We start from the raw sequence: 19,828 nt of genomic DNA on the forward strand, positions 1-19,828 counted from the left end.
CTTCGAAAAGTCTAAACTACATAATACAACGTTAGCTAAAAAATTGCAATCTTATTTGGTACTTACCCAGTATATTATCCGCCGATTTCAGCTCATAATCAACCCATAGCTTGCCATTATTTGTATTCTCATCAAAATTCAAAACCATTTTTTCCGTTTCGACAAATAATTGCATCATGCCATAAGCACTTTGATAATGAGTTTCTATGGATTGCCCCAAACGAAATTCAAAATGAGCTCGATTTTCACTGTGACGGGTCAATACAACAGAGCCATCGGCAGCAAATTTAAAAGTGACTGGTGTTTTGATGTCATCCTGAACTTCGACATACCGTAAATAATGAGCATCCCCGACCTGGATGATTTGTCCCGGTTCGTTAAATTCAAATTCTTCGCGGCCTTCAGGCTGAACAATTGTGGCTTTTAATTGAACTTGCACGTTATTTGTTTGATTAATTGTCTTCACCTTCATTTTTAATTCAATTAATTATATCTGAAAACGGCCCCAAATCAAATAGTTACTCGTTATTTTGATGTTTTTAACTACTTAGTTAGGTATAATGGTAGATAAATACGGTTACATTTAAAAAAGGTGATTTTAAAAATGAAGCTCCATAGTCAGTTCGATTCAATTTCAATTGTTGATCAAAAACTTAAACCAGCTCACAACTTGGACTCATTTGCGTATACCAATGCGCTCCTAACCAAATTATCTGAGACTCCAATTCTCCATTTTTGGATGTTGCAAGATACTCTCATTTTAGGTATGACAGATCAACGCCTGCCCCATCTTAACGATGCATTGAACTTGCTCACGCAAAATCAATATCATTACTTTGTGAGAAATTCAGGTGGCTTATCGGTCATTAGTGACGACGGCGTGTTAAATATATCTTTGTTTATCCCAGCAAGCTTGCCACTCACCGTGGACGAGGCATATGCCGAAATGGCAGAATTAGTACAATCAGCCTTTCCAGAATTAACTATTTCCACTGGTGAAATTGTGCACTCGTATTGTCCTGGTAAATTTGATTTAAGTGTCAATGGGCAAAAAATTGGAGGCATTTCGCAGCGACGCAATAAAAACGGCTCTGTCATTATGCTTTATCTCAGCATCAATGGTAACCAACCTGCGCGCGGACAATTAGTGGCTAATTTTTATCGCGCTGGAATTCAAACTGACGAAAATAAATGGAATTTCCCGTATGTCTGGCCTGATTCAATGGTTAACTTAGCTGACTTAGTTGCTAACCTATCAATTGGTGAAACCAAGCAACGGGTGCTAAACGTGTTCACCCAATATCAACGCTCAATCTTTGATGAAACAGCAGATTTTAACGAAGAAGTTGCGGTTCAGCGAGAATCGATGCAACATCGACAAACTAAATTAGAGAGCAGGCGGCCTATTTGAGTTTCAATGACGAACGATTAGAAAAAGAAAAGGTTTTCCGAGATCCGGTCTACAAATATATTTACATTGAAAATCAGATTATTATTGATTTGATTAACACACCAGAATTCCAGCGGTTGCGCCGCGTTAAACAACTGGGAACTGCCTCATTAGTTTTCCACGGGGCAGAACATTCTCGTTTTGGTCATTGCTTAGGTGTTTATGAAATCACCCGCCGGATTTGTAATTACTTCCAACGAAACTATTCATCGACTTCGCCGGAAGACGGGCTATGGAATGACGAGGAACGCGGTGTGGCCTTATGTGCAGCTTTATTACACGATATTGGACATGGTCCTTATTCACACACCTTTGAGCATATCTTTCACACCAATCATGAAGAAATCACCACTAAAATTATTACTTCAAGTGATTCCAACATCAATAAAATTTTAAAACGAGTTTCAGACGATTTTCCTAAACAGGTGGCCAGCGTGATTGACCATTCCTATCCAAATAAGCAAGTCGTGCAAATGATTTCAAGCCAAATTGATGCCGACCGAATGGATTATCTGCAGCGCGACTCATACTACACGGGTACTAGCTACGGTAATTTCGATTTGGAACGGGTTTTACGAGTGATTCGCCCATACAAAGATGGGATTACTTTTGAAATTTCGGGCATGCATGCCGTTGAAGATTACATTTTGAGCCGGTTACAAATGTATTTACAGATTTATTTTCATCCTGCCTCACGGTCGATGGAAGAAATTTTAGACCATATGTTGGAACGAGCGCATAATCTTTATTCCAGCAATCAAGATGAGAGCTCGTTTGCATCAAAAATGTTAATGCCATTTTTTAATAATTCGTTTACCCTAAAGGAATACTTGGCCCTAGACGACGGCGTGTTAAATACCATTTTTGCCCAATGGCGTGATTATCCCGATGACATTTTGTCTGACTTAGCTAATCGCTTTCTTGATCGTAAGCCTCTCAAATCAGTGTCGTACGATGATACCACTAAAAACCTATTACCTAAGTTACGCGAATTAATTCAAACTGCCGGTTTTAACAGTGAATATTATACGGCCACGAATGACAGTTATAACTTGCCCTACGATACTTATGATCCACAAGAAGCCAATTCAAAAACTCAAATTGAATTGATGCAACCCAATGGTGAATTAGTCGAGCTATCAGAGGTCAGTACCCTAGTGGCATCGATTTCCGGTAAAATTGTCGGTAATCAAAAATTCTTCTTTCCAAAAGAAATGTTGTCCGCCGACCAAAATATCGAAATTTTCCAACCGATTTACGAAGAATTTCAGTCATACATTAACAACGACGAAATAATTAACCCATAAGACTAAAGGAGATCATTATGACCATCAAACTAGTAGCAATTGACATCGACGGAACCCTTGTCACAGACGATAAACAACTCACTACCGAAACGATTGAAGCCATCAACCAGGCCACAGAACAAGGTGTTAAAGTAGTGCTGTGTACCGGCCGACCATTAAACGGTGTCCAAGATTATTTAAAAAAATTAGGTCTTGATAACCAAGCAGAAAGTTATGTGATTACTTTTAACGGTTCATTAGTCCAAAACACCAATGGCGACATCATCGTGCGCCACACCGTTTCATTTAACGACTATTTAGACATGGAACTGTTAGCACGTAAGATTGGATTACATTTCCATGCTGAAACTGACCAATTCATCTACACTGCCAACCGAGATATCAGCCCCTATTCAATCGCTGAATCATTCTTAGTTCGGACGCCCATCAAGTACCGAACTGTTGAAGAGATGACCCCAGCGTTGTCAATTTCAAAAGGAATGATTATTGATGATCCAGAATTAATCAGTAAAGCATTGGATGAAAAAGCGGTGCCCACAGATTTCTTTAACCGTTTTTATATTGTTCGTAGCGAACCTTACTTCCTAGAATTAATGAACAAGGATGCTAGTAAGGGCAACGCAATCCGCGATTTAGCGGCCCAACTAGACATTAAGCAAGAAGAAATTATGGCCCTTGGAGATCAAGAAAATGATTTAACCATGATTGATTATGCCGGTCTAGGAGTTGCCATGGGTAACGCCATTAACGAGGTGAAAGAACATGCTGACCAAATGACTCTCACGAATCAAGAAAATGGAGTCGCTGCAGCCATTAATCAATATGTCCTAAATAAATAAGCCATTCAAAAATGCCCCCGAAAAATTTCGGAGGCATTTTAATTAGTGCAAAAACTGATTATTTACTAGCGTTAGCTTTAGCCATCGCTGCTTGACCAAGTAAATTCAAGTAATTGAATGGACGGTCAAATTGTGGTTGAAATAACATATCGACAAAGGCTAAAAAGTCGATTGTATTTTCGTTTTGGATACAAACTGAAATTAAGTTCGCAGACTGTGAAACGTCATACTTACTCATTAATTGAGCCCCTAAGATTTTACGATTAGTTTTATCCCACACCAGCGTCATTAAAACTGGCGTTGTGGTTGGCATAAATTCTGGACGGTAATTATCTTCAATAGTGACAGATTCAGCGTCAAAGCCTTCATTTTGCGCATGTTCTAACGTCATGCCAGCGGCCACCATAGTGTTGCCGTACAATTTCAAGCCAGAAGCTGATTGAGTTCCCATATATTTAACAGTTGGTTTGAAGATATTCATCCCAGCTAACGTTCCTTGGCGCACAGCATTTGTGGCCAATGGAATATAGGCATCACGACCGGTTGGGTTATAATGAACTGCCACAGAATCACCAGCACCATAAATGTCTGGATTGGAAGTTTGCATATAGTCATTCGTTTTAATTGAACCATCTGCATTCATTTCGACGATTCCTTTAAGTAAATCAGTATTAGGTCGGAACCCGATACACAAAACAGCTAGATCAGCTTCATAATCTCCACCGTCAGTAGTAACTACCACGCCATCACCAGTGTCAGTAAATTTATCCACTTTTTGATTTAAGGCTAATTTAACGCCACTATCTTGAAATTCTTTTGATAAACGGTCAGTATATTCAGCATCAAAGTATTTACTTAGCATTCTTGGTAAACCATCAACCAGGGTAACTTCGTGTCCCTTTTTGTTATATGATTCAACTAATTCAACGCCAATATATCCTCCACCAATCACGACAATCCGTTTACCGGCTTGTGCATCTTGGAACAACTTCTTAGCATGATCATAGTTCTTACATAGGTAAACGTGCTTGCTATCAATACCTTCAATTGGTGGTATCACAGGCCATGAACCAGTGGTCACGATTAATTTATCATAACTATCGGTGCTAGTTTCTCCAGTCACTAAATTAGTGACGCTAACTTCTTTTTTATCGGCATCAATGTTAGTTACGTCATGTTGCATTTTAACGTTTGCACCTAACTTGGCCAGCGTTTCTGGGCTTGAGTAAAATAGTCCTTGTGGATCTTTAACTTCTCCGCCTAAATACAGCGCGATTCCACAAGATAAAAATGAAATGTTGTCATTACGCTCATAAACGGTCACTTGCGTATCAGGATCCGTGGCATAAATTTGATTAACAGCGGCGGTTCCTGCGTGCGTACATCCAATAACAATAACTTTCATAGTAAATCCTTCCATGAATCAGATTTTGTGAAAACTTTTACAAACCAATGTTAACACAATTTCACTATCAAAAAAATAAGTAATTCAATATTTTATTTATCAATTAATAAGACACCATTGCCTATCAGCATTGCAGAAGTTTCAACTTTCAAAATTTAATAAGTTATTGATTGCCATCAATTATTTATCAGATAATAAACACAGCGACAAAAAAATACACCTGAATGGTGTATTTTTAAATTTATCTTAATATTTAGCCGTATAAGTGTTGGTTGAAGTATTGTAATCAAAGATACCAACTAAATTTTGAACTTGTGAATCGCCATCAGTGGCACGTACTTCAATAGTATAATCTGAGCCACTTTGATCAGTTACCATGAATGAATAATTACTTGAGCCATAGTAACCTGCGGCTTTGGCAAAGTTACCAATAATGGTATTTTGATCAGTTGGGGTAGTGGTAGCAGTGCTTGAGGTATTAGTATTATTGTTTTGTGTGGTGGTTGCCGGAGCTTGTGAGCTAGCTGCTTGGCTCGTAGTGCTTTGACTTGGGGTAGTCACTGCACTATTGCTGCTGGTACTACTGTTTGAACTGACAGCTGCAGCTTTGGTAGCAGAACTAGTGCTTTCTTTAGCACTGTCTTTTTTAGCTTTGACTGAGCTACTGATACGAGTATTTGAGCTTGAGTTGTCGGAGGAACTTTTAACCGAACTGTTAGTGCCACATCCTGCTAAAGATAATGTTAGTACTAAACCACCAATCGTAAGTCCTAATTTTTTAATAATCATTGTTGTTTTCATAATCATGTTCCTCCTCCATCTATTTATGTGTTAATTATAACATTAATGTAACAAAAAAAACGCAGAATCGAAATATTTATGTAATCTTAATGTAATATTTCGTTTCTACGTTTTTTATTAAGTTGTTTACCAAGCTTGGTCCATATCAAAGCGTTTTTTGAATAATGGACTCACTGGTTTGTTTTCATTAATTCGTTTAATAGCAGCTCCTAGCAATGGTCCAACAGAGACTTGAACGAGCTTATCAATCTGTTTTTCCTTTGGTAGGTTAATGGAGTCTGTGACCACGACTTCTTTAATTGGTGAATTTTCTAGGCGTTCAATTGCTGGACCAGATAATACTGGATGGGTACAAGAAGCATAAACTTCTTCAGCTCCTTGGTCCATCAGTGCTTGAGCACCCAAAGAAATGGTTCCGGCTGTATCAATCATGTCATCAATCAAGATACATTTCTTACCCTTAACATCCCCGATAATATTCATAATTTCGGCCACATTGGGCTTAGTCCGTCGCTTATCAATAATGGCAATTGGTGCGCCTAAAAATTCAGCTAACGCACGTGCCCGGCTCACTCCACCATGATCAGGTGAAACGACAACCGCATTTTCAGCCACGCCATTTTTAATAAAGTAATCGGCTAACAATGGTGCGCCCATCATATGATCCAATGGAATATCAAAGAATCCCTGAATTTGAGCCGCATGTAAATCAAGGGCCACCACGCGATCAACCCCAGCTTTTTCTAACATGTTCGCCACTAGTTTAGCGGTAATCGGTTCCCGCGAACGTGCTTTTCGATCTTGTCGTGCATACCCATAATAAGGCATGACGATATTGATTGTGTTTGCACTTGCTCGCCGCAATGCATCAATCATGATGAGTAGTTCCATCAAGTTGTCATTGACTGGCGCAGAAGTGGATTGCACAACATAGACATTATCACCACGAATACTTTCTTCAATGTTAATGCGAATTTCACCATCACTGAACTTGTCCACTGATAGTTTGCCAAGCTCAACCCCGACCGTTTCAGCAATCTTTTCTGCTAACGGACGATTAGAATTAAGCGCGAAGACTTTCAACTTTGGATCGAAATATTGCTGTTCCATTTAATTATCCACCTTATTTAATCTCAAGTATCTATGATACGTATTTCAAGACAAAAATTCAAGCTTTACCAAGGTAGTTTTTTTGCATAATCAGGCTTATTGGTCTGACGAGCACGGGCAATTGCCATATCAAATTTATTGGTATCATCAGTAATGGTCGAGCCAGCTGCCACAAAGGAATCCTCTGCAATATTCACTGGCGCAATTAAATTACTATTACTACCGATAAATGCATGGTCGCCAATATTGGTATGGTGCTTTGAAGTACCATCATAATTAATAAAGACTACTCCACAACCAATATTAATGTTCTTACCCAGTGTCGCATCCCCAACATAAGTTAAGTGTCCCACCTTCGTTCCCTTATCAATAAATGATTTCTTCACTTCAACAAAGTTTCCGATGTGTACGTTTTCCCCAATTTCTGAAGCTGGTCTTAAATGAGAATATGGTCCGATATCGCTGCCAGTGTGCATTTCTGAATCTTCTAAAGTCGATGAGGTAATTTTCACTTCATCATGGATGATTGAGTTAATAATGTCTGAATGCGCACTAATATAACAATCCGTCCCGATGACCGTGTTGCCTTTGATGGTCACGCCACCTTCAATCACGGTATCTGACCCAATTTTAACATCACTATCGATATATGTCGTCTTTGGATCTAATAAAGTGACGCCTTCTTCCATCCAGTGGGTGTTAATTCGATTTCGCATAATTTCATTTGCTTTCGCCAATGCAATGCGATCATTCACACCCATTGATTCGTCAAAGTCGGCCATTCGGTACGCTGCCACAATATCACCGCGTTTCTTTAAGATTCCAATCACATCAGTCAAGTAATATTCACCTTGCGCATTGTCATTACTTAACAATTTCAATGCGTCAAACAAAGTTTTGTTGTCAAAGCAGTAGACACCGGTATTAATTTCATCAATGGCTTGTTCTTCTGGAGTGGCATCTTTTTGTTCGACAACTTTTTCGACAATCCCAATATCATTACGAACCAACCGGCCATATCCAGTTGGATCAGGCGCAATGGAAGTGAGGACAGTGGCTGAAGCTTTCTTCGCCGTATGATAGTCCACGAGTTTTTGCAATGTAGCCGCCTTAAACAAAGGCGTATCGCCGCTAATCACTAAAGTTTGACCATCTAAGTCACTCAACAAGTCGGCGGCCTGCATAACAGCATGGCCAGTTCCTAATTGTTGCTTTTGAACTGCATACTTAGTTCTCTCGCCCAATGCTTGTTCAACATTCTCGGCTCCAAAGCCCACCACCGTCACGATATTGTCCATATGGTTTGCTTCTAATTGAGTCAATACATGGTCAACCATTGCTTTACCAGCAACTTGATGCAGCACCTTGTAAAGTTTTGACTTCATTCGGGTACCTTTGCCAGCAGCTAGAATAATTGCGTTTTTCGTCTTCATTACCTATTTCTCCATTCCTGATCCAAATACTGTATTAATAAAATTACCAAATTCGGCTGAAATTGTTTGATTGTTCGGATTAACTGCATTGACTTTCACTAATGAAGTGAAGTCATCTACCAAGCGATTACCACTAAATTCACCTTCAGCAAACACCGTCATACCAACTAAATGTGCTTCAAATTCATTAATTAACGACTTCATGCCGTTTAAGGTACCGCCGCCCTTCATAAAATCATCGACAACAAGCACATTGGCGCCTCGTTTCAAACTACGCCGTGACAGTTCCATTTTTTCAATCCGCGTCGAAGATCCAGAGACATAATTAACGCTAACCGTTGAACCTTCCGTAATATGTGAATCATTTCGAACAATCACAAATGGAACATTCAAGAAAGTGGCAACACTTTGCGCAATCGGAATTCCCTTCGTGGCAACTGTCATGACTGCATCCACTTCTTGATTTAAATACTGGGTGGCAATCAACCGACCCACTTGACGCAAGACATCTGGGCGACTGAGTAAATCAGACAAATACACATAGCCCCCAGGTAGCAAGCGGCTTTCATCGTTAACTTCATCAACGACCCGTTGTAAAAAGCTTTCGGCTTCTTCCTTAAGCATGTACGGAATAAAGCGTGCCCCGCCTGATGCTCCAGGTAAAGTTTCCAAAATTCCAGTCCCACGTTCTTGAAAGGTGCGTTTGATAATTCCTAAATCTTCACTGATGGAAGACTTAGCAGAGTCATATCGTTCGCCAAAAAATTTCAAGGATACTAGCGCACGGGGATGTTCTAAGAGGTATCTAGTCATATCTACCAAGCGATCGCTACGTCTGATTTTCATTTCAAATTCCCTTCTAAATCACGTTATTTTCATTAATATAATACCATAAACGTTCGTGTTTTAGGCATTATTAACTGGATAAGTTTTCTATTTGTAACAATTTAATGTAAATAGTCTCGGGGGATGATAATCAAACAGTTTTGTATCGACAAAAAAAGATGAATCAGCAAACCTATCACGTCGTTTGCTCACTCATCTATTCTAAATTATTAACTTCTTTTGTACCAAATTAACCCGATTAAATAAAAAATCACTTCGATTGTGGCAATAAAGAAACTGGTTGGCCAATTAGTTAAATACCCTAACGTAATCCCTAGCCATGTGCCAGCGACTGCAAAACCAATTGATAACGCAATCATCGAACTGACGCTGTGGACAAAATAACGAGCACTCGCCGCTGGTAATGTCAGCAAGATAAAGATTAATAATGCTCCCACAATTTGTGCGGCCACACTGACGCTTAACGCCAGCATAATCAAAAATACAATTGAGATAATGGCTCCGTTAATCCCATTGACACGCGCCCCGACTGAATCAAAAGAATCAAACTTCAATTGACGATACATTAATAACGTGACCACAGCCACGACAATTGACAAAATCACGACTTGCCAAACTTCACTCAAGCTAATACCAATGACGCTCCCAAATAGGATGCTAGTGGCCGAAGTGGCACTTTTATCAGACAGTGCAATAAATAAAATACCTAACCCTAAAAACAGTGCAGACACTGCGCTAATAACATTTTCACGTCTAGCAGAACGCACTCCTAATTGTCCCACCATCGCAGAACTCAGCACGGTAAATAACAGCATTCCATTCAAGGCCGGCCAACCGATGAACAAGCCAAACGCAGCTCCCGCAAAGCCAATTTCAGCAAGTGTATGGGTTAAAAACGACATTCCACGAGCAATGACAAAAACTCCCATCATGCCACAAATTATCGAGATAAACGTTCCCGCCACTAACGCGTGACGCATAAAATCAAAACTTAACATTAAACTTTCTCACTTTCCGAGATTACGAGACTGCTAATTGGGCCCGTGGTGTATTCTTGTTGTTTGGTCATCAACAGATAACTGTCGGAATATCTTCTGGCCAGTGGTAAATCATGCGTAATAAAAATAACGCTCGTTTGATTTTCTTTTTGAAATTTGACGACTAACTTTAACAGTTCTTGTTTCATTTCAACATCTAAACTGGCGGTGGATTCATCTAAAATTAATAATTTGGGCGAATTTAATAAAGCTTGCGCCAAATACGCACGCTGCTTTTCACCACCAGAAGCCTGTCCGAGTGGACGATTAGCAATTTTCATCAGATCTGTTTGTTTTAAAATTGAAGTAACCTTGGCTTTTTCATTTGGACTGAGCCAAGGTAATTTACTATCTCGTAAGTTTAAACTCACAAAATCACGCACCGTAATTGGATATTCTTCATCTAAATTACGCGACTGTGGTACATAACCGATGTTATGCGCAATTGAATTATCTGCAAATTCAATCTTGCCGGCCCGTGGCTTGAGAATACCTAATAAACTTCTCACCAAGGTGGTTTTCCCGACCCCATTTTCACCGATAATTGATAAAAATTCCCCTTGGGCTAACTTAAAATTCAAATCTTTAATAATGTTAACTGGGCCGTATGAGGCCGTTAATTGACTCACTGTAAGTATATCGTTGATAATGTTGCCTCTTTCTCAAAAGCTAAATTGTAATGATTACCATTTAACTAGTTTACACAAACAAGTTACTTTACGCAACAACAAAAAAGAGACTTAATAAAGTCTCTAAATATTTTTGCCAACCGTATGAAATTTCCGTTGTTGGACTTGTGCACCAGGATTGCCCACAACCGTTGTATTTGATAATACATCATTAATTACAACGCTCCCAGCGCCAATTTTGGCAAATGAGCCAATTTCGATATTGCCTAACAACATGGCCTTTGCACCGATGAAAACGTGGTCATGCACCTGTGGATGCCGTTTACCGTCAACCACTCTGCGAGAACCAAGTGTCACCCCATGTAAAATGGTGACGTAATCGCCCACCACCGCAGTTTCACCAATCACCACTCCGGTCCCATGATCAATAAACACATGCTGACCGATTTTAGCCCCCGGATGAATTTCGACCTGTGTCATTTGCTTGCCAAGATGTGCCACAAGAGCAGCCAGTAAATAGCGGTGATGACGGTAGAGCCAATGACTCACCCGGTAATAAGCTAAGGCGTGAAATCCAGAGTAAGTCAAAATTACTTCCCAAATGCTACGCGCAGCTGGATCACTATTCATAATGTATTTTGCTGCTGAAAACATTGTTATCATCCTGACTTTAACTAGTTATTGACTGTTTGGTTAGATAAACTAGCTAATCCTTTTTTGACATCGGCAATCAAATCTTCTTCATCCTCAATTCCAACGGATAAGCGAATTAATTCGTCTTGAATTCCTTTTTTCAATCTTAATTCACGAGGAATTGCTCCATGGGTCATAATAGCAGGAATTTCAATCAAGCTTTCAATTCCACCAAGACTTTCCGCCAGTGAAATCATATCCAAGTTTTCAATGAATTGTTTTGGATCTAAACCAGGTTGTAGTTCAAAGGAAATCATGGCACCAAAATGTTTCATTTGCTTCTTAGCAACTTCATATCCCGCAAAATCTGGGTCCCCTGGATAGTAGATTTTAGCCACCCGTGAATCGTTTTTGAGCAAGTTCACAATTGCTTCAGTATTTTCATGGTGAACACGCATCCGTGCTCCTAAAGTTTTAATCCCACGTTGTAATAACCAGCTGTCGTCAGGTCCAAGCACGCTCCCAATTGAGTTTTGCAAAAAGGCCAATTCTTCGGCAATTTGTTCGTCATTCGTAATTGCTAACCCTGCCACTAAGTCACTGTGACCGCCTAGATATTTAGTTGCAGAATGAACGACCACATCCGCCCCTAAAGCTAATGGGTTTTGGTTGTATGGAGTTGCAAAGGTATTATCTACAATTGTTTGCAAGTGATGCTGCTTAGCAATTTTTGAAATTTCTTCAATATCTGCAATTTGCAATAAGGGATTAGTGGGTGTTTCAAAATAAATTGCGACCGTGTTATCCTGAACCGCTTTTTCAACGGCTGATAAGTCTTGCATATCAACGACCGTGAATTCTAAACCGAAACGTTTGAGTACTTTGTTAATCAACCGGAATGTTCCACCGTAGACATCGTTACCGACAATGATGTGGTCCCCTGCTGAATACATGGAGAATGTTGCGTGAATTGCGGCTGATCCTGAAGCAAAGGCAAAGCCTGCAATCCCTTGTTCCAAATCTGCGACTAAGCTTTCTAATGCATTTCGCGTTGGGTTACCACTCCGTGAATATTCCCATTCTGGTGTGCCCCCTACTACTTTTTGATGGAAAGTTGATGCGCGATAAATGGGCATGGAAACCGCTCCGGTTGTTGCGTCTTCGCTAATTCCGCCGTGGATTAATTTTGAATTGAATTTCATGATTGTTGCCTCCGAATAATTTTTTTATTTTTGATAGATATTTTCACTTAAGTAACGTTCACTTGAATCTGGGAAAATGGTCACGATGTTGGAACCTTCTGGTAATTCTTGAGCTAACTCTAGACTAGCTGCTAGCGCCGATCCACTGGAACTGCCGATAAACAAGCCATAATAACGGGCCATATCTCGAACTTGTTTAAATGCATCATCGTCACTAATCGTTTTGATTTTATCAGGTTGGACATCTTTGAAAAATGGTGGAATAAACTCAACCCCAATTCCTTCAGTCTTATGTGAATGAGGTTGTCCACCATTCAAAATCGATCCTTCTGGTTCAACCACAGTCGTGATTAAATCAGGATACACTGACTTGAGTCCTTTGGCGGTCCCTGCAAAAGTTCCACCGCTACCAGCTCCAGCGACAAACGCATCAATTTGTAAATTGTCTAAATCAGCCAAAATTTCTGGGGCCAAGGTACGTTCATACACATCGGGATTATTTTGATTTTCAAATTGTAATGGCACAAATGAATTAGAAATGTCAGCGGCCAATTCCTTAGCTTTAGCAATCGCGCCCTTAATGCCCTCGCTAGAAGGAGTATTAATAATTTCCGCTCCCAAGGCAGCCATCAACGTTTGTTTTTCAAAACTGAATTTTTCAGGTACCACCAACTTAACTGGCAATTTATATTTTTGAGCGGCCAGCGCAACCCCAATTCCAGTATTACCAGCAGTCGGTTCAATAATCGTAGTCCCCATGTTGATATGACCTTGTTTAATACCATTTTCAACTAATGACATCCCCAACCGGTCTTTGATGCTACCGCCTGGATTGAACATTTCTAACTTAGCGTAGATTTGACTGTTATTTGGTGTTGGAACGTGGAGCTTCAGTAGTGGTGTATGGCCAATTAATTCATAAACGTTTTTGACTAACATGTGTAACTTCCTTTCTGATTGAGGACAAAAAAAGACGCTGACTTCAGTTTTGAAGTAGCGTCTTATACGATTTATCCCGATGTAATTGAATGCTAGTTTAAATAAAATTAGGCATGACAATTAGTGGGTCGCATAAGACGCGATCCACAACAACATACTTCTAAAAATGTGTTGTTTGCTAAAGTCATTTAAAATACCTCCAATTGATTGAACTAAGATTACCCTAGTTGGGTTGTGCTTGTCAAACATTTTTTATAAAGATCTAACCAAATAGACTTCACTACAGAATCCTTTTAAGCTATTTGTCAGTCGTTTCGCCCTTGATAATTTCTCACAGACAGCAAACATTGTGGGGCCCGTACCGGTCATTTGCGCTGCGTCAGAGCCAATTTTCATCATCTTGCCCTTCAAGTGATCAATCTCTGGATGTTTGGCCGCAGTGATTGGTTCTAGTACATTACCCATTGATGCAAAAATATTTTCAGCATCGCCAGAATTGATGGCCGTAACTAACTGGTCAATTTGAATATGTTGAACTGATTCATAATTAATTTGTTTCAAAATCGTGGGCGTGGAAACACTAATTTTTGGTTTGGCCACGACGATTGGATAATGCGGGAAGTGTTCTATTGGGGTCACAATTTCGCCATGTCCGGTCACATGTGCCGTTTGACTATAAATACAATACGGGACATCAGAGTCAATTGTCAGCGCTAATTTAGCCAATTCTTTATAAGTTAGTCCAAGGTTCCAAATTTTATTGAGTGCCCGCAACACCGCCGCTGCATCAGAAGATCCTCCACCAAGTCCGGCAGCAACTGGAATTTGTTTAGTAATTTGAACGATTACGCCATCCGTTTGATGAAATCGCGTACGTAAAATGTGCACGGCTTGATAGGCCAAATTTCGTTGGTCGTTGGGGAGAAAACCGCTGTTGGTATATACTTTGATTTTATGAGTTTCTTGCGTTGTTTCAACACTGACATAATCCGCCAAATCGATGGAGGTCATCACCATATCCCATTCTGGCGATTTATCCGCATAGCGTCGTGGCGTATCCAATCCGAGATTGATTTTGGCCGGTGCTTTTTCAATGATTTTCAATCGGACACGCCTCCTTATTTTTGATTTGAAATTATTATACTAATTATCAATATCAACGACAATTAATTTAGTTTATTCTTCATTATACAAAAAAATCTCCATTATTTAACTAATAAAATGAAATCACTTTATTAATTAGATAAATGGAGAAGTTCAACCTACTCTACATCCTCTGTATCTTCGTCCGTATCTTGATGATCTTCAAAGTTGAAGTCAATTTCGATGTTCTTGGTCAATAGATCAGTATAGCTATATGAAACCCGTTCAAAGGCGTTTTCGTCTTGATTCAAGTTTACAATGAACACAGCTGGATATGTTTCGCTCAAAACGCCGTGACGTTTTGTAATTTTTTTCCGACCTGCTTGTGCAATAACGACGACTTCATCGCCAACACGTTGGTCGAGCTCTGCTTTAATGCTAGCTATTGTTACTGGCATCCTATTCACCTCACTAGATGATACTATACGCTCATTTGGCCAGAATTGCAAATTTTACCACAACTGTTTTAAATGTGCAAGGAATTTCTATCGTAAATCTCGTGATTCCAGCGCATTTGATAGTTGAACAAATTGTTCGAGCGATAATTGTTCAGGTCGAATTTGCGAGTCAACACCAATTTCATCCAGTGCTGCTTGCATTTTTTCACGAATTTCAGGTGTTTTACCATATAAAGTTTGCAAATTATTCCAAAGACTCTTCCGACGATGTGAAAAACAACCTTTAATAAGACTAAACATCGCTTTTTCATTGGTTGGCTCGATTGGCAAGGCAACTTTGCGTGGTTCCAAAACAACAATCGCTGAATCAACATTTGGAGCTGGCACAAAGACATTACGTGAAACTTCAAAGGCAATCTTGGCATCCATTTCATATTGGACAGTCAAAGAAAGGGCTCCATATGCTTTGACCCCAGGATCAGATACAATTCTTTGGGCTACTTCTTTTTGCATCATAACTGTGATTGATGACCATTTGATTTCTGATTTCAATAACTGCATCAAAATTGGCGTCGTAATGTAATATGGTAAATTAGCGACTACTTTGATTGGTGCTGAAGGATCCGTAAATTTTGTCTGGATTAAATCAGGTAAATTGGCTTTCAACACATCTTCATTCAGAACTTGGACATTATTATATGGATCCAAGACCTCATCTAAGACATCCATCAACTGAGTATCGATTTCTAAGGCTAAAACTTCACCACCAGCAATTGCCAGTTGTTCGGTTAAAGCACCAATTCCGGGACCAATTTCAATCACATTATCTGCCGGTGTAATTCCGGCAGCTTCAACGATATTCTTCAGGATATTTAAATCCGTCAAGAAATTTTGTCCTAACGCCTTTTTAGCTCTAAGCCGGTATTTTTCTAAAATCGCCCGGGTCCGGACTGGATTACCAACTGCTGGAATTTCACTCATTTTTTTCCTCCTGATTCAGTTGGTCTATCCCCGACTGAAATTGTACTTTTGTGATTTGAAATAAATTTAACCGTTTTAACATTTGTTTCCCATTACCATAACCAATGCCAAGAATTTCACCTAACCGTTCACGACGATGACGCGCATTCGTGCCACTGGTCAAACCAGCCTGACGCAAATCCGTGACTTCTATTTCACTCGGAAATTGACCGTCGCTTTGCGTATACACGCTTTTGAGCGCCTCACGGATAACTGCGGGGCTCGCATGTTCAACACCTAGACTACCACCAGAAACGGTCGGTACGCCTTCTTTTCGCTTAATAAAGGCATGCTTAACCCCTGGGATGGCCGCCGAAATCATTTTTCTGATTCGTTCACCGTTAAAATCCGGATCCGTAAAGACAATTAATCCACGTTTAGCTTGTAGCAGCTTTAATTTTTCAATATCTTTAGACGACAAAGCAGACCCGTTTGTTTCAAACGTGTCTGCGTCAACTGCCTGAGCTATTCTCTTTGTATCATCCTTGCCTTCAACGACCAGGATCTCTTTTATTTTTTGCATTTTACTTCCTAAATAACTTGGTGGCATTTTCAAACGTGATATCACTAATTTCTTTATTAGTCATGCCACGTAGTTCAGCAACTGCCTGGACCACAAAATGAGTAAAACCTGGTTCATTTTGCTTACCACGATATGGCGCTGGCGTTAGATATGGTGCATCAGTTTCCACTAACAATTTGTCCAATGGCGTAGCAATGACAGATTCATGAACTTCAGTAGCATTTTTAAAACTAGCAACACCACTGTAAGAGATATGCATCCCCAAATCCAAAAACTTCTTCAGCCATTCCGTCGTCCCATTAAAACTGTGCATTACGCCGCCAATATCACGAACATCTGCCGCTTTTAATATGTCATACGTATCTTCAAACGCATCACGATCATGCACTGAAATTGGTAAATGTAAGTCTTTGGCGATTTGGACTTGCCGCTTAAACGCTTCTTTTTGAACGTCATGAGGGGTTTCTTTCCAATAATAGTCCAGTCCCATCTCACCAACGGCAACCACTTCAGGGTCTGCCAATTGTTCAATTAAGATTGTTTCTTGTTCAGCAGTAAAATCCTTTGCAGATTCTGGATGCCAGCCAACAATCGCGTGAATATTATCATACTGGTGAGCGAGTTCAATTGCTCGCGCATTTAAAATCGTATCTGAACCAACGACATTCATTTCATTAACCCCGAAATGTTTTGCACGGGCCATATATGCCGGAATTTCATCCCAAAAAGCATCGTCATTTAAATGCGTATGCGTATCATAAATATTCAGTTGTTCTTCATGGTTATAAATTGCCAACTTAAATCTCCTTGTACATTTTACTCAATTTCACCCTTCTGAAGTGCGAAGGCCTTATTATTTCTTCGTTAGTGCTCGAGAGCTAACCGAGGTTTTCAGCACCTTTTTATTCGGGCTTCAATACCTCAACCATCTCTCCTAACTACAAATAATTTCACCCTTCTAAAGTTCGAAGGCTTTATTATTTCTTCGTTAGTGCTCGAGAGCTAACCGAGGTTTTCAGCACCTTTTTATTTATTTATTCTACACCGGATCCATTGACTAATGAATCAGGGACAGTGACAACAGTCACAACACCATCGTGTTCAGCTGACATAATCATGCCTTGACTCATTTCACCACGCATTTTACGTGGCTTCAAGTTAGCGACAATCAGCACTTTTTTATTCAATAACACTTCTGGTTCTGGATACCATTCAGCAATTCCAGAAAGAATTTGACGACCGTCTTCTGATCCGTCATCTAGTTGGAACTTCAATAACTTATCGGCACCTTCAACGTGGCCAACTGCCTTAACTTGAGCGACTTTCAACTCTACCTTGTCAAAGACATCAATTCTGATAGGTTTCTTACCATCAGCATCTTCTTCGGCATTAGTTTGAGCAGCCTTCTTAGCTTCTTCCATGGCAGCACGTCCCTTTTTCTTTTCATCAGCAGACATTTTATCTTGAATAAATGCCACTTCTTGTTCCGTATCTAGGCGTGGGAAAATAGGAGTTCCCTTTTCAACAACCACCGCACCAGCTGGAAAACTATTAAAGGTTAAATTTTTAATATCTAAACTGGTATCTTTGACACCTAATTGGCGTAACATTTCAACGGGTGCATGAGTCATAGTTGGTTGTAATAAGCCAGCGATTACTCGTAAGCTCTTAGCCAAATTACCCATCACAGCAGAAAGAACATCCTTTTTGGAATCATCTTTGGCCAAAACCCATGGTTCGGTTTCATCAATATACTTATTAGCGCGAGCAATCAATTTCCAAACTGCCTTTAAAGCATCGGCAAAATGCATATCATCCATTAATTCTTTGAATTCAGCAATTACATCCGTGGCGGTCTTTTCAAGGTCAGCATCAAATTCAGTTGAAGCTGTACTATCAACTGTCACTTTACCGCCTTCATATTTGTTAATCATCGCAATTGTCCGGTTCAACAAATTACCTAAATCATTAGCTAAGTCATAATTGACTTTGTCGACGAAATCTTCTGGTGTGAAAATTCCATCATTACCATAAGGCATTGCCCGTAGTAAATAGTAACGCATGGCATCAAGGCCATAACGAGCCACTAAGGTTTCTGGGTAAATCACATTTCCCTTAGACTTCGACATCTTGCCGTCTTTCATCAAGAGCCAGCCGTGTCCAAAGACTTGTTTAGGTAATTCTAGACCAAGTGCGTGTAACATAATTGGCCAGTAAATCGTGTGGAAACGAACGATTTCTTTACCCACCATATGAGTACCAGGCCAGTATTTTTTAAACTTACTATCGTCGTTGCTGCCATAGCCTAACGCAGTAATATAGTTAGTTAAAGCATCAATCCAGACGTAAATCACGTGCTTAGGATTACTCTTGACTTTAACACCCCAATTAAAGGTTGTCCGTGAAACCGCCAAGTCTTCGAGACCTGGTTTGATAAAGTTATTAATCATTTCATTCATCCGAGCTGCAGGTTGAATAAAATCAGGATGTTGTTTGTAGTAATCTAACAACCAGTCGGCATATTTACTCATCTTGAAGAAATATGACTCTTCTTTGACAAGTTCAACATCGTGGCCAGAAGGGGCTTTCCCACCAATTGTCTTGCCATTTTCATCTTTGTAAACTTCGGCTAATTGAGTTTCCGTGAAATATTCTTCATCAGAAACAGAGTACCAACCTTCATATTCGCCAAGATAAATGTCACCTTGAGCTAATAATTGTTCAAAAATTTGTTGCACAGCGGCTTCATGATAATCGTCAGTGGTTCGGATAAAGTTCGTGTTTGAAATCTCCAATAACTTCCAAAGATCTTTGATGCCAGCTGCCATTTCATCTACGTAAGCTTGAGGATCTTTACCGAGTTCTGCGGCCTTTTCTTCGATTTTAAGACCATGTTCATCAGTTCCTGTTAAGAACTCTACATCGTAACCCATGAGCCGCTTGAAGCGTGCCTCTGCATCACAAGCGATCGTTGTGTATGAATTACCAATATGTAATTTCCCTGATGGATAATAAATTGGTGTTGTTAAATAATATGTTGGTTTGTTGTCAGCCATATGAGGCCATCCCTTCTACTCACAGTGTGAAATTTAATAATAAGTTTAAGTATAGCA

20 protein-coding genes are annotated in these 19,828 nt (G+C 39.8%); 3 read left to right on the forward strand and 17 right to left on the reverse strand.

What is annotated here, in order from left to right; translation table 11 throughout:
* Positions 1-31: 31 nt before the first annotated feature.
* The gene (locus tag F0161_RS09780; protein WP_150204443.1) at positions 32-472 is read right to left on the reverse strand and encodes a DUF1934 domain-containing protein; all 441 of its coding nucleotides are present in this window, start codon (positions 470-472) and stop codon (positions 32-34) included.
* A 132-nt stretch (positions 473-604) separates the two neighbouring features.
* On the opposite strand from F0161_RS09780, the gene F0161_RS09785 reads away from it, so the two are divergent.
* Genes F0161_RS09785 through yidA form a run of 3 tightly spaced genes read left to right on the forward strand, consistent with a single transcriptional unit; the run spans position 605 to position 3,596 of the window.
* A complete protein-coding gene (locus F0161_RS09785; RefSeq protein ID WP_150204444.1) occupies positions 605-1,411 on the forward strand; it encodes a lipoate--protein ligase family protein in 807 nt (268 codons plus the stop codon).
* Positions 1,408-2,757 (forward strand): HD domain-containing protein, encoded by a 1,350-nt coding sequence (locus tag F0161_RS09790; protein ID WP_137601867.1) that lies wholly within the window; start codon positions 1,408-1,410, stop codon positions 2,755-2,757. Before F0161_RS09785 ends, F0161_RS09790 begins: the two co-directional genes overlap by 4 nt.
* Before the next feature lie 17 nt (positions 2,758-2,774).
* Positions 2,775-3,596: a sugar-phosphatase gene (gene yidA, locus F0161_RS09795; RefSeq protein ID WP_150204445.1), complete on the forward strand. Its 822-nt coding sequence runs from the start codon at positions 2,775-2,777 to the stop codon at positions 3,594-3,596.
* A 58-nt stretch (positions 3,597-3,654) separates the two neighbouring features.
* Here the strand turns inward: yidA and F0161_RS09800 are convergent, their stop codons facing one another.
* The 16 genes from F0161_RS09800 to metG all read right to left on the reverse strand — a co-directional run bounded on the left by F0161_RS09800 (position 3,655) and on the right by metG (position 19,771).
* Positions 3,655-5,001 carry an FAD-dependent oxidoreductase gene (locus tag F0161_RS09800; protein WP_150204446.1) on the reverse strand — a complete coding sequence of 449 codons (1,347 nt, stop codon included), beginning with the start codon at positions 4,999-5,001 and terminating at the stop codon, positions 3,655-3,657.
* A 246-nt stretch (positions 5,002-5,247) separates the two neighbouring features.
* The gene (locus F0161_RS09805) at positions 5,248-5,802 is read right to left on the reverse strand and encodes a hypothetical protein (RefSeq protein ID WP_150204447.1); all 555 of its coding nucleotides are present in this window, start codon (positions 5,800-5,802) and stop codon (positions 5,248-5,250) included.
* Positions 5,803-5,928: 126 nt separating this feature from the next.
* Positions 5,929-6,912 (reverse strand): ribose-phosphate diphosphokinase, encoded by a 984-nt coding sequence (locus tag F0161_RS09810; protein ID WP_137601863.1) that lies wholly within the window; start codon positions 6,910-6,912, stop codon positions 5,929-5,931.
* A 65-nt stretch (positions 6,913-6,977) separates the two neighbouring features.
* Positions 6,978-8,345: a bifunctional UDP-N-acetylglucosamine diphosphorylase/glucosamine-1-phosphate N-acetyltransferase GlmU gene (gene glmU, locus F0161_RS09815; protein ID WP_137601862.1), complete on the reverse strand. Its 1,368-nt coding sequence runs from the start codon at positions 8,343-8,345 to the stop codon at positions 6,978-6,980.
* A 3-nt stretch (positions 8,346-8,348) separates the two neighbouring features.
* Positions 8,349-9,191 (reverse strand): pur operon repressor, encoded by an 843-nt coding sequence (purR, locus tag F0161_RS09820; protein WP_150204448.1) that lies wholly within the window; start codon positions 9,189-9,191, stop codon positions 8,349-8,351.
* Positions 9,192-9,400: 209 nt separating this feature from the next.
* The gene (locus F0161_RS09825; protein ID WP_150204449.1) at positions 9,401-10,189 is read right to left on the reverse strand and encodes a metal ABC transporter permease; all 789 of its coding nucleotides are present in this window, start codon (positions 10,187-10,189) and stop codon (positions 9,401-9,403) included.
* Positions 10,189-10,866, reverse strand: coding sequence for a metal ABC transporter ATP-binding protein (locus F0161_RS09830; protein ID WP_225423254.1), 678 nt, complete (start codon positions 10,864-10,866; stop codon positions 10,189-10,191). The genes F0161_RS09825 and F0161_RS09830 overlap by 1 nt, the downstream gene beginning before the upstream one ends.
* A gap of 114 nt (positions 10,867-10,980) precedes the next feature.
* Entirely contained in the window at positions 10,981-11,511 is a 531-nt protein-coding gene (gene cysE, locus F0161_RS09835; RefSeq protein ID WP_150204451.1) for a serine O-acetyltransferase, read from the reverse strand.
* Positions 11,512-11,531: 20 nt separating this feature from the next.
* Positions 11,532-12,692: a trans-sulfuration enzyme family protein gene (locus F0161_RS09840; RefSeq protein WP_150204452.1), complete on the reverse strand. Its 1,161-nt coding sequence runs from the start codon at positions 12,690-12,692 to the stop codon at positions 11,532-11,534.
* Between the two features lie 24 nt (positions 12,693-12,716).
* Entirely contained in the window at positions 12,717-13,631 is a 915-nt protein-coding gene (locus tag F0161_RS09845) for a PLP-dependent cysteine synthase family protein (protein ID WP_150204453.1), read from the reverse strand.
* A gap of 252 nt (positions 13,632-13,883) precedes the next feature.
* Positions 13,884-14,735, reverse strand: a complete 852-nt coding sequence (gene ispE / locus F0161_RS09850; protein WP_150204454.1) for a 4-(cytidine 5'-diphospho)-2-C-methyl-D-erythritol kinase — start codon at positions 14,733-14,735, stop codon at positions 13,884-13,886.
* Between the two features lie 158 nt (positions 14,736-14,893).
* The gene (locus tag F0161_RS09855) at positions 14,894-15,172 is read right to left on the reverse strand and encodes a Veg family protein (RefSeq protein ID WP_137601854.1); all 279 of its coding nucleotides are present in this window, start codon (positions 15,170-15,172) and stop codon (positions 14,894-14,896) included.
* Between the two features lie 87 nt (positions 15,173-15,259).
* Positions 15,260-16,153 carry a 16S rRNA (adenine(1518)-N(6)/adenine(1519)-N(6))-dimethyltransferase RsmA gene (gene rsmA, locus F0161_RS09860; protein WP_150204455.1) on the reverse strand — a complete coding sequence of 298 codons (894 nt, stop codon included), beginning with the start codon at positions 16,151-16,153 and terminating at the stop codon, positions 15,260-15,262.
* On the reverse strand, positions 16,146-16,715 hold the full coding sequence (rnmV, locus tag F0161_RS09865; RefSeq protein ID WP_150204456.1) for a ribonuclease M5: 570 nt from the start codon (positions 16,713-16,715) through the stop codon (positions 16,146-16,148). The genes rsmA and rnmV overlap by 8 nt, the downstream gene beginning before the upstream one ends.
* 1 nt (position 16,716) lies before the next feature.
* Positions 16,717-17,484: a TatD family hydrolase gene (locus tag F0161_RS09870; RefSeq protein ID WP_150204687.1), complete on the reverse strand. Its 768-nt coding sequence runs from the start codon at positions 17,482-17,484 to the stop codon at positions 16,717-16,719.
* A gap of 265 nt (positions 17,485-17,749) precedes the next feature.
* Complete coding sequence (metG, locus tag F0161_RS09875) at positions 17,750-19,771, reverse strand: methionine--tRNA ligase (RefSeq protein WP_150204457.1); 2,022 nt, start codon at positions 19,769-19,771, stop codon at positions 17,750-17,752.
* Between the last annotated feature and the right edge of the window lie 57 nt (positions 19,772-19,828).

Origin of the sequence: Paucilactobacillus nenjiangensis (assembly GCF_008632615.1) — a bacterium.
GTDB classification, from domain to species: Bacteria; Bacillota; Bacilli; order Lactobacillales; family Lactobacillaceae; genus Paucilactobacillus; species Paucilactobacillus nenjiangensis.